At 69.9% G+C, this 24,564-nt stretch carries 27 protein-coding genes and 1 tRNA gene; 8 read left to right on the forward strand and 20 right to left on the reverse strand.

What is annotated here, in order from left to right; translation table 11 throughout:
- Positions 1 to 112 precede the first annotated feature (112 nt).
- Positions 113 to 1,495, reverse strand: a complete 1,383-nt coding sequence (locus BLW44_RS13165; protein WP_060928330.1) for a PhoH family protein — start codon at positions 1,493 to 1,495, stop codon at positions 113 to 115.
- Between the two features lie 207 nt (positions 1,496 to 1,702).
- Positions 1,703 to 2,482, reverse strand: a complete 780-nt coding sequence (locus BLW44_RS13170; protein WP_060928331.1) for an isoprenyl transferase — start codon at positions 2,480 to 2,482, stop codon at positions 1,703 to 1,705.
- A 144-nt stretch (positions 2,483 to 2,626) separates the two neighbouring features.
- On the opposite strand from BLW44_RS13170, the gene trhA reads away from it, so the two are divergent.
- Positions 2,627 to 3,307, forward strand: a complete 681-nt coding sequence (gene trhA, locus BLW44_RS13175; protein WP_060928332.1) for a PAQR family membrane homeostasis protein TrhA — start codon at positions 2,627 to 2,629, stop codon at positions 3,305 to 3,307.
- 59 nt (positions 3,308 to 3,366) lie between these two features.
- Here trhA and BLW44_RS13180 read toward each other — a convergent pair whose 3' ends face one another.
- Positions 3,367 to 3,651: a hypothetical protein gene (locus BLW44_RS13180; RefSeq protein ID WP_245647476.1), complete on the reverse strand. Its 285-nt coding sequence runs from the start codon at positions 3,649 to 3,651 to the stop codon at positions 3,367 to 3,369.
- A gap of 69 nt (positions 3,652 to 3,720) precedes the next feature.
- Between BLW44_RS13180 and BLW44_RS13185 the strand changes: the two genes are divergently transcribed.
- The gene (locus tag BLW44_RS13185; protein ID WP_060928334.1) at positions 3,721 to 4,107 is read left to right on the forward strand and encodes a DUF4307 domain-containing protein; all 387 of its coding nucleotides are present in this window, start codon (positions 3,721 to 3,723) and stop codon (positions 4,105 to 4,107) included.
- A gap of 96 nt (positions 4,108 to 4,203) precedes the next feature.
- On the forward strand, positions 4,204 to 4,692 hold the full coding sequence (greA, locus tag BLW44_RS13190; RefSeq protein WP_060928335.1) for a transcription elongation factor GreA: 489 nt from the start codon (positions 4,204 to 4,206) through the stop codon (positions 4,690 to 4,692).
- Between the two features lie 79 nt (positions 4,693 to 4,771).
- Here the strand turns inward: greA and ilvA are convergent, their stop codons facing one another.
- Positions 4,772 to 6,001, reverse strand: coding sequence for a threonine ammonia-lyase (ilvA, locus tag BLW44_RS13195; RefSeq protein WP_060928336.1), 1,230 nt, complete (start codon positions 5,999 to 6,001; stop codon positions 4,772 to 4,774).
- Complete coding sequence (locus BLW44_RS13200; RefSeq protein WP_060928337.1) at positions 5,998 to 7,194, reverse strand: AI-2E family transporter; 1,197 nt, start codon at positions 7,192 to 7,194, stop codon at positions 5,998 to 6,000. Before BLW44_RS13200 ends, ilvA begins: the two co-directional genes overlap by 4 nt.
- 79 nt (positions 7,195 to 7,273) lie before the next feature.
- Here BLW44_RS13200 and BLW44_RS13205 point away from each other — a divergent pair, with 79 nt between their 5' ends.
- Together BLW44_RS13205 and BLW44_RS13210 are read left to right on the forward strand one after the other, a co-directional pair.
- The gene (locus tag BLW44_RS13205; protein WP_082724635.1) at positions 7,274 to 8,566 is read left to right on the forward strand and encodes a winged helix-turn-helix domain-containing protein; all 1,293 of its coding nucleotides are present in this window, start codon (positions 7,274 to 7,276) and stop codon (positions 8,564 to 8,566) included.
- Complete coding sequence (locus BLW44_RS13210) at positions 8,563 to 9,048, forward strand: hypothetical protein (RefSeq protein ID WP_060928338.1); 486 nt, start codon at positions 8,563 to 8,565, stop codon at positions 9,046 to 9,048. Before BLW44_RS13205 ends, BLW44_RS13210 begins: the two co-directional genes overlap by 4 nt.
- 28 nt (positions 9,049 to 9,076) lie before the next feature.
- Here the strand turns inward: BLW44_RS13210 and BLW44_RS13215 are convergent, their stop codons facing one another.
- The 3 genes from BLW44_RS13215 to BLW44_RS13225 all read right to left on the reverse strand — a co-directional run bounded on the left by BLW44_RS13215 (position 9,077) and on the right by BLW44_RS13225 (position 12,294).
- Complete coding sequence (locus tag BLW44_RS13215) at positions 9,077 to 9,643, reverse strand: LemA family protein (protein WP_060928339.1); 567 nt, start codon at positions 9,641 to 9,643, stop codon at positions 9,077 to 9,079.
- Between the two features lie 93 nt (positions 9,644 to 9,736).
- Positions 9,737 to 11,050 (reverse strand): D-arabinono-1,4-lactone oxidase, encoded by a 1,314-nt coding sequence (locus BLW44_RS13220; protein ID WP_060928340.1) that lies wholly within the window; start codon positions 11,048 to 11,050, stop codon positions 9,737 to 9,739.
- A complete protein-coding gene (locus tag BLW44_RS13225) occupies positions 11,047 to 12,294 on the reverse strand; it encodes an alanine racemase (RefSeq protein WP_060928341.1) in 1,248 nt (415 codons plus the stop codon). The genes BLW44_RS13220 and BLW44_RS13225 overlap by 4 nt, the downstream gene beginning before the upstream one ends.
- 330 nt (positions 12,295 to 12,624) lie before the next feature.
- Here BLW44_RS13225 and BLW44_RS13230 point away from each other — a divergent pair.
- Positions 12,625 to 12,697: transfer RNA gene (locus BLW44_RS13230), tRNA-Leu, on the forward strand.
- A gap of 14 nt (positions 12,698 to 12,711) precedes the next feature.
- Here BLW44_RS13230 and BLW44_RS13235 read toward each other — a convergent pair.
- The 11 genes from BLW44_RS13235 to BLW44_RS13285 all read right to left on the reverse strand — a co-directional run bounded on the left by BLW44_RS13235 (position 12,712) and on the right by BLW44_RS13285 (position 23,034).
- Positions 12,712 to 13,413, reverse strand: coding sequence for a DedA family protein (locus BLW44_RS13235; protein WP_245647477.1), 702 nt, complete (start codon positions 13,411 to 13,413; stop codon positions 12,712 to 12,714).
- Between the two features lie 5 nt (positions 13,414 to 13,418).
- Positions 13,419 to 14,228: a hypothetical protein gene (locus BLW44_RS13240; protein WP_060928342.1), complete on the reverse strand. Its 810-nt coding sequence runs from the start codon at positions 14,226 to 14,228 to the stop codon at positions 13,419 to 13,421.
- Positions 14,229 to 14,519: 291 nt separating this feature from the next.
- Positions 14,520 to 16,004 carry an NAD(P)/FAD-dependent oxidoreductase gene (locus tag BLW44_RS13245; protein WP_060928349.1) on the reverse strand — a complete coding sequence of 495 codons (1,485 nt, stop codon included), beginning with the start codon at positions 16,002 to 16,004 and terminating at the stop codon, positions 14,520 to 14,522.
- 38 nt (positions 16,005 to 16,042) lie between these two features.
- On the reverse strand, positions 16,043 to 17,335 hold the full coding sequence (locus BLW44_RS13250) for a S8 family serine peptidase (protein ID WP_060928343.1): 1,293 nt from the start codon (positions 17,333 to 17,335) through the stop codon (positions 16,043 to 16,045).
- A complete protein-coding gene (locus BLW44_RS13255) occupies positions 17,332 to 17,874 on the reverse strand; it encodes a DUF501 domain-containing protein (protein WP_060928344.1) in 543 nt (180 codons plus the stop codon). The genes BLW44_RS13250 and BLW44_RS13255 overlap by 4 nt, the downstream gene beginning before the upstream one ends.
- A gap of 67 nt (positions 17,875 to 17,941) precedes the next feature.
- A complete protein-coding gene (locus tag BLW44_RS18275; RefSeq protein ID WP_254775130.1) occupies positions 17,942 to 18,520 on the reverse strand; it encodes an FtsB family cell division protein in 579 nt (192 codons plus the stop codon).
- Between the two features lie 55 nt (positions 18,521 to 18,575).
- Complete coding sequence (eno, locus tag BLW44_RS13265) at positions 18,576 to 19,856, reverse strand: phosphopyruvate hydratase (RefSeq protein WP_060928721.1); 1,281 nt, start codon at positions 19,854 to 19,856, stop codon at positions 18,576 to 18,578.
- A 100-nt stretch (positions 19,857 to 19,956) separates the two neighbouring features.
- Positions 19,957 to 20,616: an O-methyltransferase gene (locus BLW44_RS13270; RefSeq protein ID WP_060928722.1), complete on the reverse strand. Its 660-nt coding sequence runs from the start codon at positions 20,614 to 20,616 to the stop codon at positions 19,957 to 19,959.
- A 31-nt stretch (positions 20,617 to 20,647) separates the two neighbouring features.
- On the reverse strand, positions 20,648 to 21,598 hold the full coding sequence (locus BLW44_RS13275; protein ID WP_060928723.1) for a CPBP family intramembrane glutamic endopeptidase: 951 nt from the start codon (positions 21,596 to 21,598) through the stop codon (positions 20,648 to 20,650).
- A gap of 69 nt (positions 21,599 to 21,667) precedes the next feature.
- Entirely contained in the window at positions 21,668 to 22,687 is a 1,020-nt protein-coding gene (locus tag BLW44_RS13280; RefSeq protein WP_060928724.1) for a DUF1648 domain-containing protein, read from the reverse strand.
- Positions 22,684 to 23,034: a GntR family transcriptional regulator gene (locus BLW44_RS13285; protein WP_060928725.1), complete on the reverse strand. Its 351-nt coding sequence runs from the start codon at positions 23,032 to 23,034 to the stop codon at positions 22,684 to 22,686. The genes BLW44_RS13280 and BLW44_RS13285 overlap by 4 nt, the downstream gene beginning before the upstream one ends.
- Before the next feature lie 99 nt (positions 23,035 to 23,133).
- Here BLW44_RS13285 and BLW44_RS13290 point away from each other — a divergent pair, with 99 nt between their 5' ends.
- Entirely contained in the window at positions 23,134 to 23,604 is a 471-nt protein-coding gene (locus tag BLW44_RS13290; RefSeq protein WP_060928726.1) for a PaaI family thioesterase, read from the forward strand.
- Here BLW44_RS13290 and BLW44_RS17545 read toward each other — a convergent pair.
- Positions 23,585 to 23,860, reverse strand: coding sequence for a substrate-binding domain-containing protein (locus tag BLW44_RS17545; RefSeq protein WP_245647491.1), 276 nt, complete (start codon positions 23,858 to 23,860; stop codon positions 23,585 to 23,587). The genes BLW44_RS13290 and BLW44_RS17545 overlap by 20 nt on opposite strands.
- On the opposite strand from BLW44_RS17545, the gene BLW44_RS13300 reads away from it, so the two are divergent.
- Positions 23,820 to 24,563, forward strand: a complete 744-nt coding sequence (locus BLW44_RS13300; protein ID WP_167347504.1) for a CocE/NonD family hydrolase — start codon at positions 23,820 to 23,822, stop codon at positions 24,561 to 24,563. The two genes, BLW44_RS17545 and BLW44_RS13300, sit on opposite strands and share 41 nt — an antisense overlap.
- Position 24,564 lies beyond the last annotated feature (1 nt).

Below are 24,564 nucleotides of genomic sequence, written 5' to 3' on the forward strand. Positions count from 1 at the left end.
CGGATCGCCGGTGCTCTCTGCCACACCTGCCGCCTCGCCGGCAGCATCCCCGCCACGACACACGACAGCGGATGCCGCGACACCGCGGCATCCGCTGTCCGGCGGGCTCGCCCTAGCTGAGCTCGCCCCCCTCCAGCAGTTCGGTGACGAGAGCGGCGATCGCGGAGCGCTCGGACCGCATCAGCGTCACGTGCGCGAAGAGATCGTGCCCCTTGAGCGTCTCGATGACGCTGGCGATGCCGTCGTGACGCCCGACGCGCAGGTTGTCGCGCTGGCCGACGTCGTGGGTGAGGATGACGCGCGAGTTCTGCCCCATGCGGCTGAGCACCGTGAGGAGGACGTTGCGCTCGAGCGACTGCGCCTCGTCGACGATCACGAACGCATCGTGCAGGGAACGGCCGCGGATGTGCGTGAGCGGAAGCACCTCGAGGATGCCGCGCTCGACGACCTCCTCCATGACGTTGCCCGACACGACCGAACCGAGGGTGTCGAAGACCGCCTGCCCCCAGGGCCCCATCTTCTCGCCCTGGTCGCCGGGGAGGTAGCCGAGCTCCTGGCCACCGACGGCGAACAGCGGACGGAAGACGATGATCTTCTTCTGCTGCTGGCGTTCGAGCACCGCTTCGAGGCCGGCGCACAGCGCGAGCGCCGACTTGCCGGTCCCCGCTCGTCCGCCGAGCGAGACGATCCCCACATCGGGGTCCGTGAGCAGATCGATCGCGATGCGCTGCTCGGCGGAGCGACCGTGCATTCCGAAGATGTCCCGGTCGCCGCGCACGAGCTTGTACTCGCCGTCGCCCGTCACCCGGCCGAGTGCGGATCCGCGCTCGGAGTGGATGATGAGCCCGGTGTTCACCGGAAGCCCCCTGGCGTCTTCGCTGATGCCGACCTCGCTCTCGTAGAGGTCGCTGATCTCGTCACCGGAGAGGTCGAGCGTGGTGATGCCCGTCCACCCGGAGTCGACGGCCTGCTCGGCCAGGTACTCCTCGGCGCGCAGACCGAGGGATGCGGCCTTCACGCGCATCGGAAGGTCTTTGGAGACGATCGTGACGTCCTGCCCGTCCTGCGCGAGGTTCATCGCGACCGAGAGGATGCGGGTGTCGTTGTCGCTCAGGCGGATGCCGGCCGGAAGGATCGACGAATCGGTGTTCGCGAGCTCGACGCGCAGGGTGCCGCCTTCGCCCACCTCCACCGGGAAGTCGAGTCGCCCGTGCTCGATGCGCAGATCGTCGAGGTGACGCAGCGCCTGGCGGGCGAAGTATCCGATCTCCGGGTCGTGGCGCTTTCCCTCGAGTTCGGTGATGACCACGACGGGCAGCACCACCGAATGCTCGGCGAAGCGGAAGAAGGCCTGCGGATCGCTCAGCAGGACGGACGTGTCGAGCACATAGGTCCGCAGGTCCTGGTCAGGATCAGCGGATGCCGCTCGCGTCGTCGACTTACGGGTGGACTGCTGCGCGGTGCTGGTGGACTGCTGCGCTGTACGTGAGGTCACGACCCACTCCCGACCCGGGGAATCCCGGTTATTCGAACGAGTCGACCAGGGGGTCACGAGTCGTCATCCTGAGGCCGACCCGACGGGCACCTTGCCCGATGCCTCGAAGCTACGACCAGGCGCCGACATTCCTCCGATCCGACACGCCACCAATTCGTTACGTGTTCATTAACGGGCGGCGTCGCCGGCCAGCGACGTCGTCGGGCGTCAGCGGCCGAACCGCCGATCGCGGTCGGCGTAGTCGCGGATCGCCCGGAGGAAGTCGACCTGCCGCAGATCGGGCCCGAGCGCCTCGACGAAGTAGAACTCGCTGTGCGCGCTCTGCCAGAGCAGGAAGTCGCTGAGCCGCTGCTCGCCGCTGGTGCGGATCACGAGATCGGGGTCTGGCTGCCCTCCGGTGTAGAGGTGCTCTCCGATCATCTCGGGTGTGAGATGCGCGGCGAGGTCCTCGATCGTGCCGCCTGATGCCTGGTGCGCCGTGACGATGCTGCGCACCGCGTCGACGATCTCGTTGCGCCCGCCGTACCCGACCGCGAGGTTCACGTGCAGTCCGGTGTGGTCGCGGGTGCGCTCCTGGGCATCTTCGAGCACGCGCGCGAGCTCGGGTGGAAGGATGTCGGAGCGGCCGACGTGCTTCACCCTCCAGTTGCCCTCCTGCGACAGCGCCTCGGCGAGCTCGGCGATGATCTCGATGAGGTCCGCGAGTTCGGCGGAATCGCGCTTGAGCAGGTTGTCGCTCGAGAGCAGGTAGAGCGAGACGACGGGGATGCCGAGCTCGTCGCACCAACCGAGGAACTCACGCATCTTCGCAGCGCCGGCGCGGTGCCCCTCCGCCGGGGTGGCGTAGCCCAGCTGCCGGGCCCATCGACGGTTGCCGTCGATCATCATGGCCACGTGACGCGGCACGGACGCAGGATCCAGGTGGCGGCGCAGCCGGCTGGTGTAGAGGCGGTACAGCGGCCCCCGCCCCTGACCCTCACGTGACATCACCTCCCTACGCTATCGTGCCGGCGCGTGGCGGCAGAGGGCGGACGCTCAGGGTATGTGCGCCTCGGGGAATGGCCGCGCGAATAGAGTGAGGGCGTGAGCACACCCGACTCCGCGGAACCAGACGTCCCCCAGCTTCCTCTCATGGAGGAGGCGGCCCACGACGCCGCAGTAGACATCAAGCCGACCTGGCGCGGATGGCTGCATGCGGCGACGTTCCCGGTCGCGATCGTCACCGGCATCGTGCTCATCACCGTGGCGCAGGGAGGGGCCGCCAAGTGGGCGGCCGCCGTCTTCATGGCCACGTCGCTGCTGCTCTTCGGCAACTCGGCGCTCTACCACCGCATCGACTGGAGCCCGAAGGTCAAGATCATCCTCAAGAGGATCGACCACGCGAACATCCTGCTCCTGATCGCGGGGACCTACACGCCTCTGGCGGTGCTCGCACTGCCACCGGAGAAGGGCGGTCTGCTGCTGATCCTGGTCTGGAGCGGCGCGCTGCTCGGCATCCTGTTCCGGGTCTTCTGGATCGACGCGCCGCGCTGGCTCTACGTCGCGCTGTACCTGCTGCTGGGCTGGGCGGCCGTGATGTACATGGCGGACCTGCTCGCCGCGAACCCCACCATGATGGCGCTCGTGATCGTGGGTGGACTGCTCTACACCGGCGGCGCGATCGTCTACGCGCTCAAGAAGCCCAATCCCTGGCCCGGCCATTTCGGCTTCCACGAGATCTTCCACCTGTGCACGGTGCTCGCGTTCCTCTGCCACTGGACCGCGTGCCTGCTCATCGCCCTCGAGCCGCTGTCGCCCTCGCTCGGCGCCTGACCTGCGCGGGCGCGGCTCAGCGCCGCGGGCTCAGCGACGGCTGACCCGACGGATCAGCGTCAGCGCTTCTCGGGATCGTCGTCGCCCTCGCGGACGATCGGCAGGTCGGCATCCGTCTCGGTCGCCTCGTCCGCGGCGCGTGCGGCCTCCTCGGCGTCGAGCTCCTCACGGACCTCTTCGCGGTAGCGGACACGGCGGATGCGTCGGTTCATGTCGAGGATCAGCAGGATCACGGCCACCAACAGGATGACCACGGCCGCGAAGCCCACGAAACCGGGAGTCACCGAGTCAGGGTTGACCGTCATCGTGGGTGTCGGCATCGGGGTCTCGGTGAGAGCAAGCACGGAGTCTGCCTTTCATGCGCAGGTCGCATAACCTGGAGTCACCAGCCTAACGACCGGAAGCGCCTCCCCGTGACAACCGCACAACAGCTCGACGACCGCTATGGACGCACGCGCCGCCGCCGCGCGCCGTGGATCGTGCTGATCGCCGTGGCCGCACTGCTGGTCGGAGCGTTCGGATGGTCGATCGTGACGACGCAGATGAATGCCGTCGACGCCGACGATCTCGGCTACGACCTGGTCGACGAGCACTCCGTCACCGTGCGGTTCCAGGTGACAGGGGTGCAGGGCAAGGATGTCGCGTGCGTGGTCGAAGCCCTCGATGAGGAGTTCGGGGTGGTCGGCTGGAAGGTCGTCGAGATCCCCGCCGGCGACGCCCATTCCCAGGCGCTGTCCGCCACCGTCCCGACCGTGTCGGAGGCGACGACAGGTTTGGTGAACAGCTGCTGGGTCGCTTAGACTCGTCGCAGACAGATGACGCCCTGGCACCGTGCCGGGGCGTCTTGGCATATCCCCCGCGGAACGTCGCCGGGTACCTACCGAAGGAGCTTCGTCATGTCTACTGACGCTCAGGTTCCCTTCCTCACGCAGGAAGCGTACGACCGGCTCGTCGCCGAGCTGGAACACCTCTCCACGACGGGTCGTGACGAGATCGCGAAGCGCATCGAGGCGGCCCGCGAAGAGGGCGACCTCAAGGAGAACGGCGGCTACCACGCCGCCAAGGACGAGCAGGGCAAGCAGGAGGCCCGCATCCGCACCCTCGAGAACCTCCTCAAGACCGCCAAGGTCGGCGAAGCACCGGCGAGCCGCGGGATCGTCGAGCCCGGCACCGTCGTGACCGCTCTGGTCGCCGGCGGCGAGGAGGTCTTCCTCCTCGGCAGCCGCGAGATCGCGGTCGGCAGCGACCTCGACGTCTACAGCGAGGCCAGCCCGCTCGGTCAGGCGATCCTCGGACTCAAGGTCGGCGAGAAGTCGTCGTACGAGGCGCCCAACGGCCGCGACATCTCGGTCGAGATCGTCAACGTCGAGACCTACACCGGCTGACGCGCAGTCGCGCAGGCGTCACAGACGCCACGAGAAGAGGCCCCGTCCGAGCGGACGGGGCCTCTTCTCGTGTCCGCTGTCAGTCCGGCACGATCATCGGGTGGAACCCGGCACGCCGGAGGGTGTCGAGGGTGTGCTCGGAATGCTCCGCACCCCGCGTCTCGACGCTGAGCTCGAGGATGACCTCGCTGATCTGCAGACCGTGGCCGTGCCTGGTGTGCATGGCCTCGATGACGTTGGCCCCGGCTTCGGCGATGAGCTCCGACACCCGCGCGAGCTGGCCCGGACGGTCGGGAAGCGGGATGCGGATCGTGAGGTAGCGACCGGATGCCGCGAGTCCGTGCGACACGACCCGCTGCAGCAGGAGGGGATCGATGTTCCCTCCCGACAGCACAGCCATCGTGGTGCCGGAGGCCGAGACCTTGCCTGCGAGGATGGCGGCGACGCCGGCCGCTCCCGCAGGCTCCACGACGACCTTGGCCTGCTCGAGCAGGATGAGGATGGCGCGGGCGAGGTCGTCGTCCGACACGGTGACGACCTCGTCGACGAGGTCCTTGATGATGTCGAACGGGATCGCCCCGGGGCGCGCGACGAGGATGCCGTCGGCGATCGTGGGACGCGTCTCGATGTCGACGGGGTGCCCGGCGTCCAACGACGGCGGCACGGCCGCGGCGTTCTCGGCCTGCACGCCGATGATGCGCACGGTGCGCCCGAGCTGCGCGGCGCGGGCCTTGACCGCAGCCGCGACCCCGGCGATGAGTCCTCCCCCGCCGATCCCCAGCACGATCGTGTCGACCTCGGGGGCGTCGTCGAGGAGCTCGAGTCCGAGGGTGCCCTGCCCGATCACGACGTCGCGGTGGTCGAACGGGTGGATGAGCATCGCGCCCGTGCGCTCGGCGAACTCGGCCGCCAGTCGCAGGGAGGTCGCGACGGTCTCGCCCTCGAGCACCACCTCGGCGCCGTAGCCTCGCGTGGCGAGGAGCTTGGGGACCGGCACCCCGAGCGGCATGAAGATCGTGGCCGGGATGCCGAGCGCCTGGGCGGCGAGCGCCACGCCCTGCGCGTGGTTGCCGGCGGACGCCGCGACGACGCCGTGCGAGCGCTCCTCGGCGCTCAGCTTCGACAGGCGGTAGGCGGCGCCGCGGATCTTGAAGGATCCGGTGCGCTGCAGATTCTCCATCTTCAGCAGCACCGGAGCACCGAGGACGTCCGACAGCGCCCGTGACGGCAGCGTCGGGGTGTGCGTGATCACCTCAGCCAGACTCTGAGCTGCGTTCTCGAACTCCGTCAGGCTGGGGACTGCGCTCATCGATTCCTCCGTCTCCGCTCGCGCGGAACTGTGCTCCAGATAAGGTCTGCGTTCGGTTGATCGCCCGTGCGCCACGATCCCGTGCTCACCGTGACCGCGGCCACATTGACGAAGGCCGCGAGCGGCACCGCGAACAGCGCGCCGGGAATGCCTCCGACCATGGACCCACCGGCCACAACGAGGACGACGGCGAGCGGATGCACCTTCACGGCCGAGCCCATCAGGATCGGCTGCAGGATGTGCCCCTCCAGCTGCTGGACGCCGAGGACGACCGCGAGCATGGCGAGCGCGATCAGCGGGCCGTTGTACACCAGCGCGAGCAGCACGGCGACGGCCCCCGTGACGACGGCACCCACGATCGGGACGAAAGATCCGAGGAAGACGAGGACCGCGACGGGGATCGCCAACGGCACTCCGAGCAGTGCGGCGCCGACGCCGATTCCGACCGCGTCGATGGCAGCGACGAGCAGCTGCGTCCGCGCGTAGTTCACGAGCGTCGCGAAGCCGTTGCTGGCCGCGGCGTCGGCGGCCGGGCGCGCAGCGCGCGGGAAGAGGCGCAGCGTCCAGCGCCAGATGCCGCGCCCGTCCGCGAGGAGGCAGATGAGGATGAAGAGCGACAGCACCGCGCCGGTGACGACGTGTGCCGCGGTGGTCCCGACGGCGAGGGCCCCGTTGAGCAGGACCTGGGTCTGCTCGTTGACGAACTCCATGCCCTGGTCGATCCAGCCCTGGATCTGCGCTTCGCTGAGATGCAGCGGACCTTCGAGCAGGAACTGGCGGAACTCCTCGACCGCCTGCGCGCTGCGAGCCTGGACGTCGGGGAGCTGCGTCCGCACCTGCCAGATCACGAGCCACAGGAGCAGCGAGACGATCGCGAGTGTGCCGAGGATGGAGAGGGCGACCGCGAGCCAGCGCGGGAACCGGTGGCGCAGCATCCACTGGAAGGCGGGCCACAGCAGGGCGGTGATGAGGATGCCGACCATCAGCGGGATCACGAGCAGCTTGAGCTGGATGACCAGCCAGATGATACCGGCCACGACCGCGGCGATCAGCAGCAGTCGCCACGCGTAGGCAGCTGTGACCCGGAGTCCGATCGGCACGGCGTCATCCGCCTCGGTGGTGACGGTGCGATCGGTCGATATCGGGCGCGGCCGGAAGAGATCTCTCAGCCGCGGACGCTGCTCTTCGCTCATCGCCCAAGTCTACGGCGCAGTCACAGGGAGCCATGACGCGGTGACGCCCGATGTCGGAGCGCGGCGATACGCTGACGACGTGACAGCCACCCTCAGCGCCGAGACCCTCAGCGTCGACACCCTCAGTGCGGCCCAGGCCCGTCGAATCGCACTGGCCGCGCAGGGCTTCTCGCGCGCTCGGCCGGCGTCGGTGTCGGCGCGACACCTGCACGGGGTGATGGATCGCCTAGGGGTGCTGCAGATCGACTCCGTCAACGTGTTCGCACGGTCGCACTACCTGCCGATGTTCTCGCGCCTCGGATCGTACGACCCCGCCGTGTTCGACCGGGTGTTCCACGCGCGCACGACCCACTACGTCGAGTACATGGCGCACGAGGCGACGTTCGTCCCGGTCGAGGACTGGCCGCTGTGGCGGTTCCGCATGGACCGGTTCCGCCAGCGCTGGGCGGGTCCGGACTCCTGGATGAGCAGCAACGCGAGGACCCTGGAGTGGGTCAAGGACGAGCTCCGCTCCCGCGGACCGCTGCGCCCCGCCGACCTGCGCGAGGACGCGCCTCGCGAGCGCGGGACTTGGTGGGACTGGGATGACGTCAAGCTCGCGCTCGAGCACCTGTGGCGCGTCGGCGATGTGGCGATCAGCGGTCGCAAGGGCTTCGAGCGTCGGTATGCGCTCGCCGAACAGGTGATCCCGGACGCGATCCTGTCGCAGCATGTGCCCCGCGAGGACGCGATCCGCGAGCTCACCCGTCGCGCCGCGCGCTCGTCCGGCGTCGCGACGCAGTCCGATCTCGCCGACTATCACCGCATCCGCGACCGAGCCGCCATCGCGCAGGCCGTCTCCGATCTCGTCGACTCCGGTGAGCTGCGCCCGGTGGTGGTGCGCGGCTGGGAGCGCGGCGGCCGCGCCCTCCCTGCCTGGCGGCATCGGGATGCGGTGCTCCCCCGCCGCATCACCGCTGCCGCCCTGCTGACCCCGTTCGACCCGGTCGTCTGGTTCCGTGAGAGGGCGCTGCGTGCGTTCGAACTCGACTACCGGATCGAGATCTACGTGCCAGCAGAGAAGCGCCGATACGGCTACTACTCGCTCCCGGTGCTCGTCGACGACCGGATCGTCGCGCGGGTCGATCTGAAGGCCGACCGCTCGGCGTCCACCCTCCAGGTTCAGTCCGCCTGGTGGGAGCCGCAGGCCCTGCCGGAGTCGGATGCGGAGCGCATCGCCGGAGAACTCGCGCTCGCGGCGGCGTGGCAAGGACTCGAGCACGTGTCCGTCTCCGGCTGGGGCACCGCTGCCGCAGACCTGCACGCGGCCCTCACGCGTCGCGTCGACACCTCGGTGCGCCGCCACGTGCACGCGAGAGAGAGCACGCCGTGAACCGGCGAGGCGCCTGGATCGTCGGCGGCGCAGTCGCGGTCGCGATCCTCCTCGTCGGCGGCATGTGGGTCTGGCAGACCACAGACGTGCCCACGGGTCCGCGGAGCTCGCCGACTCCGACAGTGGCATCGGCGCCGCCCTCCGACCCCACCGCACTCGCCCAGCGCGCGCTCGACGAGCACCTCGAGGGATGCACGGCCGAGGAGGCCGCGGGCGGAGCAGTGCCGGAGGGGTGTGGCATCCGCATCCCGTGGGGAACCGAGTTCGCCGCCGTCGACTCGGTGCGCTTCCGCATCGAGCGGATGCCCCTGCTGCAGCTGTCCGACGGCGGATTCGTCGCCGACGGCGGCATCCTCGTCGCGACCGTGTCGGGCACCGGGCAGGACTCCGCACCCCTGACGCAGACCTACCGCACCGAGTCCTGGACAGTGCGCGGCGACGCGACCGTGTCAGACGGCGAAGCGAGACTGCAGGTCTGGTGACCGCGCAGGGCCCTATGACTGCGCGGCGTCAGAACTGCACGCGCGGAGGCTCCGAGATGGCGCCGCTGTCGGCGACCTCGAAGAACTCGCGCTCGGTGAAGCCGAGGCCCTTCGCGAACAGGTTGTTCGGGAAGACCTTGATCTTGGTGTTCAACTCGCGCACGCCTCCGTTGTAGAACCGGCGCGCGGCCTGGATTTTGTCTTCCGTGTCGACGAGGGCCTGCTGCACCTGGAGGAAGTTCTGGCTCGCCTGCAGCTGCGGGTATGCCTCCGCGACGGCGAACAGGCTGCGCAGCGCCTGCTGGAGGTGCCCCTCGGCGATGCCCGCCTCTCCGGGGCTGCCGGCTGAGAGCGTCTCTGCTCGGGCACGCGTGACGTTCTCGAACACGGCCTTCTCATGCGCGGCATAACCCTTCACCGTCTCGATGAGATTCGGTATCAGGTCGGCGCGGCGCTTCAGCTGCACGGTGATACCGCTCCAGGCCTCGTCCACGCGCACGTTCAGCTGCACCAGCGAGTTATAGGTCGCCCACAGGTAGATTCCGATGAGCAGAATCACACCGACGACGATCAGTACCGGCACGAGCCATTCCATCAGAGGCCCACCCTTCCTCGTGTTTGTCTCATCCTATCGGCGCAGCCTGCGCGTCGACTGGGTGCCCCGCCCGTGCGAGTCCGTCGGAGCACGTCATGAGCCCAGGACCCTGTCGAGATAGCGGTTGGTGAAGCGGCGATCGGGGTCGAGCTCATCGCGGAGCGCCGTGAAGTCCTCGAAGCGGGGATAGATCTCCCGCAGCCGATCCGCCGTCAGCGTGTGCAGCTTTCCCCAATGCGGACGTCCGCCGTGCTCGAGCATGATCTGCTCCACGGCCTCGAAGTACTCGGAGGGGTCCGCCCGCCAGTACCGGTGCACCGCGATGTATCCCGTATCCCTGCCGTGGGCGGTCGAGAGCCACCGGTCATCCGCGGCCGCGAACCGCACCTCGATGGGGAACTCGATGCGCCAACCGCGCTGCTCGATGAGCGCCCGCACCGCGCGGAACGCGGGGACGACGTGATCCGCCGGGAGGGCGTACTCCATCTCGCGGAATCGCACCGTACGACTCTGTGTGAGCACGCGGTGCGACAGCTCGGTGTAGCGCCGATCACCGGTGAGCTTCACCGCGAGCCGGTTGAATGGCGGGGTGATGGCGGGAGCCACCTGGCCCGCCGCGCACACGAGACGGTAGACGCCGTTGGAGAGCAGGGTCTCGTCGATCCAGCGCCCGATGACCGGCAGCGGCTGACGACGCGTCGACTCCGGCACTCTGGTCTGCCGCTTGGTGAGGGCGACGTCGGTGTGCGGGAACCAGTAGAACTCGAAGTGGTCGGATGCCTCCACTCGGTGGTCGAGGCTCGCCAGGACGTCGTCGAGGGGCGCCGGCTCATCGATCGCCTCCATCGCGAATGCCGGCACGCACTGGAGCGTCACCTCGGTGAGGATGCCGAGGGCGCCGAGGCCGAGCGCGACGGCCGGCAGCATCTCCGCATTGTGCTCGTCGTCGACACGCAGGAACTCGCCCGCTGCGGTCACCAGCGTGGCCCCGACGACCTGAGCGGCAAGTCCCCCGAACCCCGCTCCGGTGCCGTGCGTCCCGGTCGATATGGCGCCGGAGATCGACTGCCGGTCGATGTCTCCGAGGTTCTCCATCGCCAGGCCGAACGGCGCGAGGAGCGCGGGGATCCGGTGCAGCCTCGTGCCAGCCAGCAATGTGACGCGACCGCTCGCCCGGTCTGCCGACACGAGTCCCTGCAGGTCGTCGAGCTCGAGCAGCACTCCCGGCGCGACCGCGATCCCGGTGAAGCTGTGTCCTGCCCCGACAGCCTTGATCGTCAGCCCCTGCGCGACGGCCGCGACGACCGCACGCTGGACTCCCTCCGGTGATCGTGGACGCTCGACCCGCAGCGGCTTGACCTGCGCCGACCGCGCCCAGTTCTGCCAGGTGCCGCCGATTCTCGTCACAGGAACGCCTTTCCCTCGCCGCGGTACGTCGGCAGTTCGTCGATGATCTCGTCACCGCTGACGAGGTGATAGCTGTCGATCCGCTCGGCAGGCTCGCCGCTCTTCGCATGCCGGAACCAGACACGGTCGCCGACGCCGAGGCTCTCAGCCGCGCGTCCCTGCAGCGGCGTCTGCACCTCGCCTGCCGCCTCCCGTGGCAGGGTGCGCAGTCCCTCGGGCCAGACGGGAAGCGGCTGGCGCGATGCAACCGCCGGTCCCGAGGCGATCCACCCGCCGCCCAGCACCGTCGCGATGTCGCGGGTCGGGCGACGGACGACGTCGAACGCGATCGCGGCGGCCGGCGCGGGCCGGAAAGAGCGGTAGCCGTCGAAGAGATGGCCTCCGAGCAGGCCGCTTCCCGCGCTCGCCTCCGTCAGCGACTCATCGCTGCCGGTGAACTCGAGGGATCCCGTCCCGCCTCCGTTGAGGAACTCGAGCGATGCGATCTCGGTCAGCGCGCCGACGATCGCGGCGCGCCGCTCGCGGAGCTCGGCGCGAGAGCGCGCCTGCATGAGCCGGATGACCGGCGCGTCCGGCCCGGCGTTGTCGCCCTGGCCGGCGATCTGCGCCTCGTACATCTGCAACCCGACCAGGGTGAAGCCGGGACGGCGGACGATCTTCCTGGCGAAAGCGGCGACCTCGCCCGCCGAGAAGAGCCCGGATCTGCGCACGCCGATGTGACCGAGCGCGGCGGAGCGGAGCGAGGCGTCCGCGTCGATGGCCACGCGGACGTCGGGGCGACGTCCGGCCGGCGCGATGCTGTCGATGATGTCGAGGTGGGCGAGGTCGTCGACCATGAGCGTGATGCGCCCGGCGGCCTCCTCGGAGGCGAACAGCTCCGCAAGCCCCGCCCGATCCACGGTCGGGTAGCCGAGCACGATGTCGTCGTGCGTCTCGGCGAGCCACAGCGCCTCGGCAAGGGTGAAGGCCAGGATGCCGCGATACCCGGGGAGCCGCAGTACGGCATCCAGCACGCTCCGCACCCGCACCGACTTCGACGCGACCCTGATGGGCAGCCCCCCGGCGCGGACCAGCAGGTCCATCGCGTTATGGCGGAGCGCGTCGAGGTCGATGACCGCTACGGGGGCCGGCAGATGGCCGGTCGCGGCGGACAGGCGCGGCCAGTAGCGGGCGGGGTCCTGCCATGCGGGCGACACGGAGAGGCGTCCCTCGTCGGGGCTCAGGTCGGCGGTGAGGTCGAGCACTCCTTCACCTTAGAGCGTGCACGCGTGCGGCTTCAGTCTTTCCGCCGAGTCGGAGACCCCTCGCGCTCCTCGGGCCGTCCAGAAACTCGCGGTTCTTGGAATCCCGATACTTTGCAGGTTTTCGCCGTCATGATCGGGGCTCGTTCCCGTCTTGGTCAGTGAGGCCGTCTCTGACGGGCTCACCGGCCATACCAGGCCGGCTGCCGGGGGGTAGCGATGCTGTCTCAGCAGCATCACGGGGAGACGGGCGCTGAGACGCTCGTCTCTCTGGCCCGGGGACGAGCGTCGTCCACACGCCCTCGCCGTATAGTCTGAGCGCACGCGTCAACGGCCCCCGTAGCCCAATGGCAGAGGCAGGCGACTTAAAATCGCTTCAGTCTGGGTTCGAGTCCCAGCGGGGGCACCCTGACGACGCTCTCAGTCGTCTGCGCTACCCGCGGCAACGCTCTCCGCGTTGCCTACGCCTCCCCGCCTCGCCTCGCGCACTCGACGCAGCACCAGGACCGCGAGGGCGACGGCGATCGCCGTGTAGACCGCATAGTCGAGGTGGCCGAGCAGGTGCTCGAGCCGCTCATGCTGGGTGCCGAGCGCCGCGCCCACACCGATGAGCAGGGAGTTCCACACCCCGCTGCCCACGATCGTGTAGGCGCTGAACCACACGAGGTTCATGCGCGTCGCGCCGGCGGGGATGGAGATCAGACTGCGGATCCCCGGTACCAGTCGGCCGACGAGCACCGTCCAACCGCCGCGGCGCTGGAACCAACCAGCCCCGCGTTCGAGGTCGGAACGGCTGACCAACCGGGTCGCGGCAAGCAGACGCACCGCGCGCTCGACCCCGATCGCGGCTCCGAGCCAGTACAGCAGCAACGCCCCGAGCAATGAGGCGAGCGTGCTCCACGCGATCAGCCACCCGAGGGACAGATCGCCGCTCTGACTCAGGTACCCCGCGAACGGCAGGATCACCTCGCTGGGGATCGGCGGCACCAGCACCTCGATGAACACGAGCAGGCCCACGCCTATGTCACCCAGCGCCGTGAGGACGTCGGCGGCGAGCCCGGTCAACCCCGAGAACCCGTGATCGGCCTCCGCTGCGGCCGTAGGAGTGGCAAGGCGAATCACCGGACCTACCGTCCGAACAGATCGCCGAGACCGGGGATCCCGAGGTCACCGAGCCGCTGACCCCACTCGCCCGCCGTGTCGCCGAAGCCCGAGACGGCCTCGCCCGCGGATCCGAGGGCGCCCTCGGCGGCCCCCGCGATCTCGTCGGCACCGAGCCCGCCTGCGATCGCCTCGAGATCGATCCCCTGGGCGAGGGCATCGAAATCCACGCCCAGTCCGGCGGCCTGCTCGAGAAGCGGTGCGGCGACGGCACTGCCGACCGCGCCGACCGCCACGACGCCGAGGGCACCGACAGCGGCTCCGCCCAGCGCACCGGCAGCACCGGCACCCTTCACGCGAGAGAGCAGTCCGCGCATGCGCCCTGGGCGCATCGCCTCGGATCGTCCTGCGGCCCTCGCCAGGTCGTCGGGCGAGGACGAGACCGGACGCTCGCCCGGCTCGAGCTCGGCATTCATGCGCTCCTGCACCTGCGCACGCTGCGCCGGGGTCAGCCGTGCGAACGCCTCCCGATGGATCTGCTCCACCCGCTGCGGATCGGCGGTCTGGAGAAGGTAGTCGTAGCGGGCGATCGCGGCGCGGTCGGCGTCCGACCCCGATCCGCCGGTGCGGGAGGCGCCGGCGGCGGCGGGCGGGGAGTACGGGTCATGGGAAGGCTGGCGCACCGGCGGAGCCGAGTACCGATCGTTCTCCGGCTGACGTCGGCCCGGTGCGTGAGGCGTCTGCCCCCGCGTGCCGTTGCGGTCCGTGCGGGATCCGCTCTCATCCAGGTCGAGCGCGCGAGCGGCCATCCCGAGCAGTCGATCGAGTTTTCCCATGGTGACGATTCCTTCGTGGCGTGTGGACGACCACGGGACTCGACAGCGTTGTGATGAGGGGTCCTCGGCCGTCCGCGGATACGGACGCCAGGTCTCCTCCACCCCGGATAGGGCCGGTGGGCCGGAACACGACACCGTGTCCGTAATGACGACACCACCGCAGACGGGAGTACTCCCCTTGCGCTGCCGACGGTAGCAAGCGCGCCTATGAACCGGGTGCGAGACACGCCCCGTCGCCGCAGACGACGAACGCCCCGACTCCAGAGGAATCGGGGCGTTCTCGGTGACGTGCTACTTGGCGGAGGCCGTCTCTGCGGTCTTCTTCGCGGCCGGCTTCTTGGCGGCCGGCTTCGCAGCGGCGGTCTTCTCGCCGGCGGGCTTCTCATCGGCGGCCTTGTCGGAGGCGGTCGCCTGCGCGGCAGGAGCGGTCACGGCGGGCGCCGGAGCATCCGCTGCCGGGCGCGGACGAGCGGCGAACTCCTCGAAGACGTAGCGCGGGTTCTGCACGGTCTCGAGGTTCACGAGATCGCGACCCAGCCACAGGTTGTTCCACCAGCCCCAGACCACGCGGAACTTGCGCTCCCACGTGGGCATCGCGAGTCCGTGGTATCCGCGGTGCGCGACCCAGGCGACGAAGCCCTTGAGGGCGATCTTGCCGGACTGGAAGACGCCGTTGTACAGACCGAGGCCGGCGACGGCACCCAGGTTCTTGTGGAAGTACTCCTTCGGGTCCTCCCCGCGGAGCACGGCGACGACGTTCTTCGCGAGCAGCTTCGCCTGACGCACCGCGTGCTGGGCGTTCGGCACGCAGAAGCCACCGACTCCGCCACCGGAGAGGTCGGGCACTGCGGAGACGTCACCGGCGGCCCAAGCGCCCTCGACGAACGCCTCGGGGGTGCCGACGCGCAGATCGGCACGGGTCTGGATGCGACCGCGCTCCTCGACGGGCAGATCGCCGCCGCGCACGACGGTCGGGTTCGCCATGACACCGGCGGTCCAGACGATCAGGTCGGTCGGGATGATCTCGCCCGTCGACAGCTCCACGTTGCCGTCGACCGCGCTGGTGAGCTGCGTGTCGAGGTGCACGTTGGCGCCGCGCTTCGCGAGGTCCTTGAGGACCCACTCGCTCGTCGGCAGCGAGACCTCGGGCATGATGCGGCCCATCGCCTCGATGAGGTGGAAGTGCGTGTCGTCGAAGGTCAGCTCCGGGTACTTGCCCACCAGCGACGAGGCGAGCGAGCGCAGCTCGGCGAAGACCTCGATGCCGGCGAAGCCGCCACCGACGACGACGACCGAGAGCAGACGGTCGCGCTCGGGACCTGCGGGCAGCGATGCCGCCTTGTCGAAGTTCGACATCAGGCGGTCGCGGATCGCGACGGCCTCCTCGATCGTCTTCAGGCCGATCGCGTTGTCCGCGATGCCCGGGATCGGGAATGTACGCGAGACGGCACCGGCGGTGACGACGATCTGGTCGTACGCGAACTCGTACGGCTCACCGACCGGCGGGGTGATCGTCGCGACCTTCTGGGCGTGGTTGATGTTCGTCACCTTGGCGGTGAGCACGTTCGTGCGCTTGAGGTGACGACGGTGGGCGACCACCGAGTGACGGGCTTCGATCGAGCCTGCGGCCACCTCGGGGAGGAACGGCTGGTACGTCATGTACGGCAGCGGGTCGACCATGGTGACGTCTGCCTCGCCCTTGCGGAGGTGCTTCTCCAGCTTCCACGCCGTGTAGAAGCCTGCGTAGCCTCCACCGACGATCAGGATCTTGGGCACAGTGCTGTTCTCAGGCACAGGGGGGAACTCCTCGGGAGTCAGGAATGTGGCGTGCGAGCGCGCGCCGATCGGATGCGCCGGGCAGCTGCGGTGACGCCAAGCGCTACCAGGATACCAGGGACTGTGAACGCGATGAGCGGCAGGGTACCGTAGCGCAGCGATTCAGCGCTGGGAAGCAGCGGTGAACCGGGGTCGGTGGGGGCGTCGGCCGCCGGGAGCGGCGGCACCTCGACCGGCGCGGCGGTCGGTTCGGGCTGCGGAACGGTGTCGGCGCGACGGAACAGGCGCACCCATTCCGCGAGGTCGCCCATCGGGTTCTCGGAGACCTTCGGCACGTCGGCGGTGATCGCCGCCTGCGCGTCGATCAACCCGTAGCCGTACAGCGGGTCGGGGAGCTTCGTCATCCCCGGCACCGCGATCGCGGTCTTGATGATCCGGTTGATGACGTTCGCGGCATCCAGGTCGGGATGCGCCGAGCGGATCAGCGCGGCGATCCCCGCGACGATCGGGGCCGCACCGCTCGTGCCACTCCACTGGATGACCTTGCCATCCGCCGAGACGCCGCGCAGTCCCTCGCTGGGAGCGGCGATGCCGATGGTGATCCCCTGCGTCGACGCCTCGAGGCTCGCGGTGCCCGTCTGGTCGACGCCGCCGACGGTGAGCACGCCGGGGATCGTCGCCGGCGCGCCGATGATGTTGGTGCCGCTCCCCCGGTTACCCGCCGCGACGACGACCACCACGTCGTGCTCGAACGCATACAGGAACGCCTCGTCCCAGCTCTTGTCCCAGTCCAGCGTGTTGGTCGTGAACGACAGGTTGATGATGTCCGCGCCGTTGTCGACGGCCCAGCGCATCGCCTTCGCGACCTGGTCGGTGAACGGCACGGCGGCCGCGGCGCCGAAGCCGACCGAGATCGAGAGCAGGTCCGCCTCGGGGGCGACGCCGATCATCCCCTTGCCGTCAGCGGCTCCCCGCCCGGCGGCGAGCGAGGCGACCCAGGACCCGTGGTTCCCGTCGATGGCCCCGACGGGTGTGCGTCCATCGGGAGACCCGGAGCCCGAGACATCCGTTCCGCCCACCACCGCCTCGTCGAAGACGCCGGGCACCTTGCCGATGCCGGTGTCGATCACGGCGATCGTCACGCCGTCGCCGCGAGTGGTCTGCCAGGCCTCGCGGATACGCGCTCCGTCGAGCCAGTACTCCGCTGCCCGCGTGGGATCTGCCGGGTCATCCGGCACGGGCGGCGGCGTGGCGGAGGCTCCGAGGAGCAGGACGGATGCCACGATCGTCGCGAGTGCGACGCCGCTGCGCAGCACCCCGCGCGGAGTCATGCCGACGAGGCCTCGACGTCGCGCAGGGCCGCACCCGGCTCTTCGCACCGGCAGCGCTCGGGCGACCAGGAGGAACGCTCGAGCGCGACGTCACCGATCGGATTCACGCCGGGACCGGCCGCGAGCGCGTGGCCGGCCAGCGCGTGCAAGCACTTGACACGGGTCGGCATACCGCCGGCCGAGATGCCGGCGATCTCCGTCACATCGCCGAACTGCGCGCGGTCCGCGAGGTAGGCCTCGTGAGCGGCGAGATACGCACCAGCGATCTCTTCGTCATCGGCGAGCAGGGCGGCCAGCTCCGGCATGACCTGCGTCGCCTCGAGCGTCGACATCGCTGCCGTCGCCGCCGGGTGGGTGAGGTAGTAGAAAGTCGGGAACGGCGTTCCGTCCGGGAGCCGCGGTGTCGTGGCGACCACGGTGGGATTCCCGCAGACGCAGCGCGCCGCGATGCCGACGACGCCGCGGGCCGTCCTGCCCAGCTGGGTCGAGACCACGGCGAGCTCGGCGGTCGTGGGAGCGGAGAAAGGCGGAGTCGTCACCCCACCAGCGTACGGGAGGCTCCCAGGGAGGATGCTCCGAGCAACGCCGACCGCGCGTGCCGCGGATTCAGCGCGCGACGGCGGCGGTGTCGCTGAGGCCGGCAGAGGTGAGGGTACGCAGCAGCTGCGGCATCCAGTCCGACTGCGTCTCCTGGAGCGTGTCGCTCACAGGCTCCTGCTCCCGCGGCAGCGCCGCAGGATCCAGGTCGTTGTCGATCAGATAGACGACCTCGCCCGGCTTGACGTAGTACAGCCGCTCCCGGGCCTGGGTGGTGATGAACGCCGGGTCGTTCCAGCGGTCGCGCTCCTTCTCGAGTGCGGTGATCTGGTCTTCGGAGACCTGGATCGACTGCTCGAGCGCGGCGATCTTCTGACGCTGGTCGATGAACGTGCCGAGCGTCGGCACGAGCACCCAGGCACCGAGCACGACCAGCGACAGCATGATCACCGAGAACGCCGAGAGACGGATGCCTGACGCCCATTCCCGCACGTCCACGCGGCGGTCCTGAGCGGCACCGGCCGCCCCGCGGACCGGGCGGGTCGTGCGAGCGGGCCGGGACCCGCGGGCGGGGCGGGCCGCCGGAGTCGATGCGGCGGCGCGGGGCGTGGCCGGAGACGCCGAAGGAGGAGCCGGTCGTCGTGCCACGGCTCCTCCTCCGTACGGTCGCCGCTCAGGCGGCGTGTGTCTGTCTCAGCTGCAGTCAGCCCTGGTAGCGCGGGAAGGCCGAACGACCGGCGAAGACCGCGGCGTCGCCCAGTTCCTCCTCGATGCGCAGAAGCTGATTGTACTTCGCGACGCGCTCGCTGCGAGCAGGCGCACCCGCCTTGATCTGACCCGCGTTGGTCGCGACGACGAGGTCGGCGATCGTGGTGTCCTCGGTCTCCCCGGAGCGGTGCGACAGCATCGCCGTGTAGCCGGAGCGCTGGGCGAGGCTGACCGCGTCGAACGTCTCGGTCAGGGTGCCGATCTGGTTGACCTTCACGAGCAGCGAGTTGGCGACGCCGCGCTTGATGCCGTCGGCGAGGCGCGTCGGGTTGGTGACGAACAGGTCGTCGCCGACGAGCTGGACCTTGGAGCCCAGGGCATCGGTGAGGAGCTTCCAGTTGTCCCAGTCGTCCTCGGCGAGCGCGTCCTCGATCGTGACGATCGGGAAGTCGTTCACCAGGCCCTGGTAGTACTCGATCAGCTCGGGTCCGCTCCAGTCCTTGTTGTCGAGGCGGTACACGCCGTCGGAGAAGAACTCGGTCGCCGCGACGTCGAGGCCCAGGGCGATGTCGGTGCCGGGCGTGAAGCCCGCCTTCTCGATCGCCTGGACGAGGAAGTCCAGCCCCTCGCGGTTGCTGGGCAGGTCGGGGGCGAACCCGCCCTCGTCGCCGAGGCCGGTCGCGTAGCCGGCGGCCTTCAGCTCTGCGCGCAGCACGTGGTAGGTCTCGACGCCCCAGCGGAGCGCCTCGGAGTAGGTCTCGGCACCGATCGGCGCGAGGAAGAACTCCTGCATGTCGATGCCGTTGTCGGCGTGCTCGCCGCCGTTGATGACGTTGAACAGCGGAACGGGCAGCACGTGCGCGTTGGGCCCGCCGAGGTAGCGGAAAAGCGGCAGATCGGCCGAGTCGGCCGCGGCCTTGGCGACGGCCAGGCTGACGCCGAGGATCGCGTTGGCGCCCGTGCGCTGCTTGTTCTCGGTGCCATCGGTCTCGATGAGGATCTCGTCGACGATGCGCTGCTCGCTCGCCTCGACGCCCTCGAGGGCCGGGCCGAGCTCGTCGATGATCGCCTCGACGGCCTTCAGCACGCCCTTGCCGCCGTAACGGCTCTTGTCGCCGTCGCGGAGCTCGTACGCCTCGAATGCGCCGGTGGATGCACCGGACGGGACGGCCGCCCGCTGGACGACGCCGTCATCGAGGAGCACCTCCACCTCGACGGTCGGGTTCCCGCGCGAGTCGAGAATCTCACGTGCGCCTACAGCCTCGATCAGTGCCACTGATGTGCTCCTTGCTCAGAGAAAACGTTGTGTGGAGCGTCGTCGATCCGCGCTCAGTCTAGCCCGCCCCGGACCTCGGCCCCCGGTCGGAGTCAGCGGGTCACACGATCACCGCGAGCGCCACGCCGTCCCAGCCCTTGACGCCGACCGTCTGCAGTGCGGTGGCGTCGAAACGCGGGTCCTCTCCGAGCATCCGCAGCGCGTCCCTGGTGCCGTTCACCTTCGAGTCGGTCGAGTCGGTGCGGACGATCTCGCCCTCGCGTCCGATGTTGTCGAGCACGACGACGGTACCGGTGTGGCCCAGCCGCGCCGCCCAGTCGAGGTAGATCGTGTTGGACTCCTTGTCCGCATCGATGAAGACGAGGTCGAAGCCGCCCACCAGGGTCGGCAGGACATCGGCTCCCCGGCCGATCCGGATCTCCACCCTGTCCCCCACGCCCGCCGCGTCGATGCTCGCACGGGCCACGGCGGCGTTGTCCGCCTCGGCCTCGATCGTGACGACCCTGCCGCCCTCGCCGACTGCCCGCGCGAGCCAGATCGTGGAGTATCCGCCCAGCGTCCCGATCTCGAGCACACGGCGAGCGCCGCTGATGCGCGCCAGCAGGTTCAGCAGCTTGCCGCCGACGGGTGCGACCTCGATCTCGGGGAGCCCTGCCTCGCGTTGCGCCGCGAGTGCGGCGTCGAGCTCGGGGTCATGTCCGACGAGCAGATCGGCGAGGTAGACGTCGGCGTTCGACCAGGCGGTGGGAGTGGATTCCATGACCTCAGCAAACCTCGCGGCTCCCCCACCGTCAAGGGGCCGGAGGCGGACCGCCGGCGCGCGGAGCGGAGAGCAGCCGACCGGGACCACCGGCGAGCTCCGGCTGCTCGCGGAACTGCCCCGTGAGGACGAGCACGGCGATGGTCGCCGCGGCGACGATCCACCCGGCGATCCCGAGCGGACCGGCGAGAGCGAGATCCGGCTGAGTTGCGGCGACCAGCAGGATCAGGCCGGCCGCGGCGTTGAGGGAGCCGTGCGCCAGGACGGCCGGCCAGACCGAGGCCGAACGCAGTCGCAGCCAGCCCAGCAGGACGCCCCAGGCGACGCATCCGCCGATCATGAGGAGCACGCCGGTGATGTCGGTGCGCCCGAAGTTGTAACCGAGCAGGATCAGTGGGCTGTGCCACAGTCCCCAGATCGCGCCGCTGAGCAGCAGCGCAGGCCAGGTGCCGAGCGGACGCAGCGCCGGGACGAGCCAGCCCCGCCAGCCGAGCTCCTCGCCGAAGGCGAGCAGGCTGTTGAAGAGAGCGGCCGCGGGGATCATCGCGATCTGCGAGATCACCACCAGCTCCACCGGTGGCATCGGGGAGCCGGCAGGCAGCGCCTTCGCGATCTCGGCCGCGAAGCCCGAGAAGGCGAGGTCGAGGTCGACGAAGCCGAGTGCCGCGGCGACGAGGATGCCGAGGGCGACGAGCACCGGAGGCACCAGCCAGCCGATGACCATGAGCCACACCACCCGCCTCGCCGGGCGCAGCGGCCACAGACCGAGGAAACGGAGTCGCGCGCCGGGCCTCGGGACCTTCATGGCGAAGGTGACGGCGAGCGCCGCCACGGCCGGTGTCAGCATCATCACGGGCAGCAGGTACCCGGTGCTCGGCTCGGCGAGACCGTCGCCGAGCCACAGGGGCAGGGCGACCAGCCAGGCGAGCCCGCAGGACAGCACGACGAAGACGAGGACGGCGGCGATGCGGAGACGGGTCATGACGGTTCCTCTGGTCGAGAGTCGGATGCGGCCCGGGTGCCCGGGGGTAGAACGGGGTGGATGCCGCGGTCAGCGACGGGCGGCGGCGGCGAGGACGGACGCGGCGGTGGCGGCGTCGTCGACCGTCACGACGAACACCCGGCCGTCGGTCCGCGTCACCTCGAGAGCGTCGCCCTCGCGCAGCACGAACCCTCGCCGGCCGTCCGTGCCGATGCGGTAGCCCCACCCCCCGAACTCGGCGAAGGGGTTGACGTGCACCGCCCGCACTGCGGCGATGTCCGCGGCGGGGATCTCGAGTCGCGGCCATCCCGCGACGGAGCGCACCCGGAGACCGGCCGCGCTCGCCCGCACCCGGAACGCGAGACCGGTCGCGATCAGTGCGACGAGCATCAGCGCGACGGCGGCGACGATCCACCCGGCGGCGATGCCCTGCGCGAGCAGCAGCACGCTCATCGCGATCACGATGAACGCGCTGATCCCGAGCACGACCTGACCGCCGGTGGCCACCGTCACGCTCCTCATCCAGACCGCGCGCTCGTGGTCGGCGAGTGCGAGCGGCGCCACCGGTGCACCGGATCCCTCGGTCACGAATGCCACCGCGGGCTGCAGGAACCACCCAAGGATCCCGAGTCCGAGCAGCACGACGAGGAAGGCCGGGATCCACGCGGCGATGTCGGGCGCGTCTGCGGCATCCTGCAGCCCTCGCTGCACGGACGTCGTCACCACCGCGACCAGGGACAGCACCCCGGCGACACCGAGGCTCGCGGCTCCGAGCAGTCGAGCCGTCGCCGACCACCGCGGCTGCATCGGGGAGCCCGCCCGGTTCCGCGACGAGCCGCGGTGTGCGAGGAACGCGATGAGCGCGAAGAGCAGCACGGTCCCGCCGCCGAGGCCGAGGAGCAGCACGAGCGGGGTCCATCGCGGACCGAACCCGTCGACGCCGTCGGGCCCCCAGTGCACGGCGGCGGGGTCCGGCAGATCGGGCAGCCATGACAGCACGACGATGGCGGCGAGCACGATCAGCGCGAGCGGGACGATCACCCCCACCCACAGGAAGGCGGTGCGGGCTCGGCGGATGTCGGGGGTCATGCGTCGGTCTCCTTGATCAGTGCGGCCAGGGTCGTGGGTGAGAGGCCGAGGGATGCGGCGCGTGCGACGAGCGCGGCGATGTCGTGGGAGAGCTCTGCCAGCGGAGCGGCGGACGCGGAGACGACCGCTCCCCTCCCCCGCCGCAGGTCGATGAGGCCCTCGTCTCTGAGTTGCTGATAGGCCCGGAGCACCGTGTGGACGTTGATCTCGAGCGCCTCGGCGACCTCTCGCGCAGGCGGCAGGCGGTCGCCGGGCACGAGGCGCCCGGTGAGGATGTCGGCCCGCACGGACGCCGCCACCTGATCGAAGAGGGAGCGCGCACTGTCGGCGTCGATTCGAATCAGCATCCGGTCCTCGGTTCTCTAATAGTTCTACGAGAACTATAACAACTGTACGAACCCTCCATCAACCTTCGTCTGCGTCCACACCTCCTCCACACTGTTCTCATGCGCATCACTCCTCGCCGTCTCGCGATCGGCATGAGCCTCTGGATCCCCAATCTGTGCAGCGGCATCCGCATCCGCCGGTTCAGCGACGACTGGACGCACGCGACCGTCGAACTGCACGTGAACGTCCTCACCCGCAACTACGTCAAGACGGCGTTCGGCGGCTCTATGTCGGCGATGACCGATCCCTACTTCTTCATGCTCGTGATGCACCAGCTCGGTCGCGACTACGTGGTGTGGGACACCCGAGGCGAGATCGAGTTCCTGAAGCCCGGCCGCGGAGTGCTCACCGCCGAGTTCGAGGTCAGCCGCGAGCGTGCGGCCGAGATCCGCGAACGGGCGCACGGCGGAGCCAAGGTCCTCGAGTGGTTCGAGACCGTGATCACCGACCGCGACGGCGACGTGGTCGCGAAGGTGCGCCGCGAGGTCTACATCCGCGAGAAGCAGCGCGTCACCGCGGCGCGGGTCTGACGCCCAGGGTCGACGAGCGGGCGATGAGCTCCGGCGCGAGCCGCACCGTCTCGTGCCCGGAGGCGGAGCCGGACACGATTGCCAGCACGAGTTCGAGAGCGGTGCGGCCGCTCTCCTCGAAGGGCTGGCGCACCGTCGTCAGATCCAGCGCCGTCGCGAGTTCGCCGTCGTCATAGCCGACGACGGCGAGCGGGCCGATGGACCATCGCGAGCGGATGCCGTCGAGCACCGCCGCGGGAGCGCGGATCGAGATCACCGGCGGTCTCGGCTGGCGCGACCTGGAGAGCTGGCCGCCGCCGTCGACGCCGCTCCCGCTGACGCTCGCCATCGGCGGCACCCTCGTGGCGGAGGGCGGCGCGACGGCATCCGGCACGCTCTCCTACACATACGATCCGGCCGCCCCGACGCCGGATGGCGGAGGACGCACCCTCAACCCGTTCCGCACCGGGCGTCGTACCCAGACCGCGAGAGAGCGGCGCGACGACGTCCTCGTCTTCACCGGGGATCCGCTCGATGACGACCTGGTGCTCGCGGGCGTCCCCTCCGTCGAGCTGACGCTCGCGTCGTCGAACCCGCGATGCGACGTGTTCGTCCGCCTCTGCGAGGTCGACACGAAGGGCAACTCCCGCGCCCTCACGGACGGATACCGTCGGCTGCCGGCCGACGTCGCACCGAGCGAGTCCCGGCAGGTCCGCCTGGAGCTGGCTCCTCTCGCGCACCGTGTCACGGCGGGATCTCGGCTGCGGTTGCAGGTGTCGTCCGGCGCGCATCCGCTGCATCTGCGGAACCCGGGGACCGAGGACCCCGTGCGCGACCACAGCCGACTTCTGCCTTCTGTGCAGACGGTCAGCCTCGGCCCTGGGACACCGGCGACCCTCACGCTTCCCGCCCTGGCAGCCGTTCCCGGTGCGCAGGATGTCGCGGAGACACGCGGCGTTCACCGACGCCTGGCACGATGAG

Origin of the sequence: Microbacterium hydrocarbonoxydans, from assembly GCF_900105205.1 — a bacterium.
In the GTDB taxonomy this organism is placed as follows: Bacteria; Actinomycetota; Actinomycetes; order Actinomycetales; family Microbacteriaceae; genus Microbacterium; species Microbacterium hydrocarbonoxydans.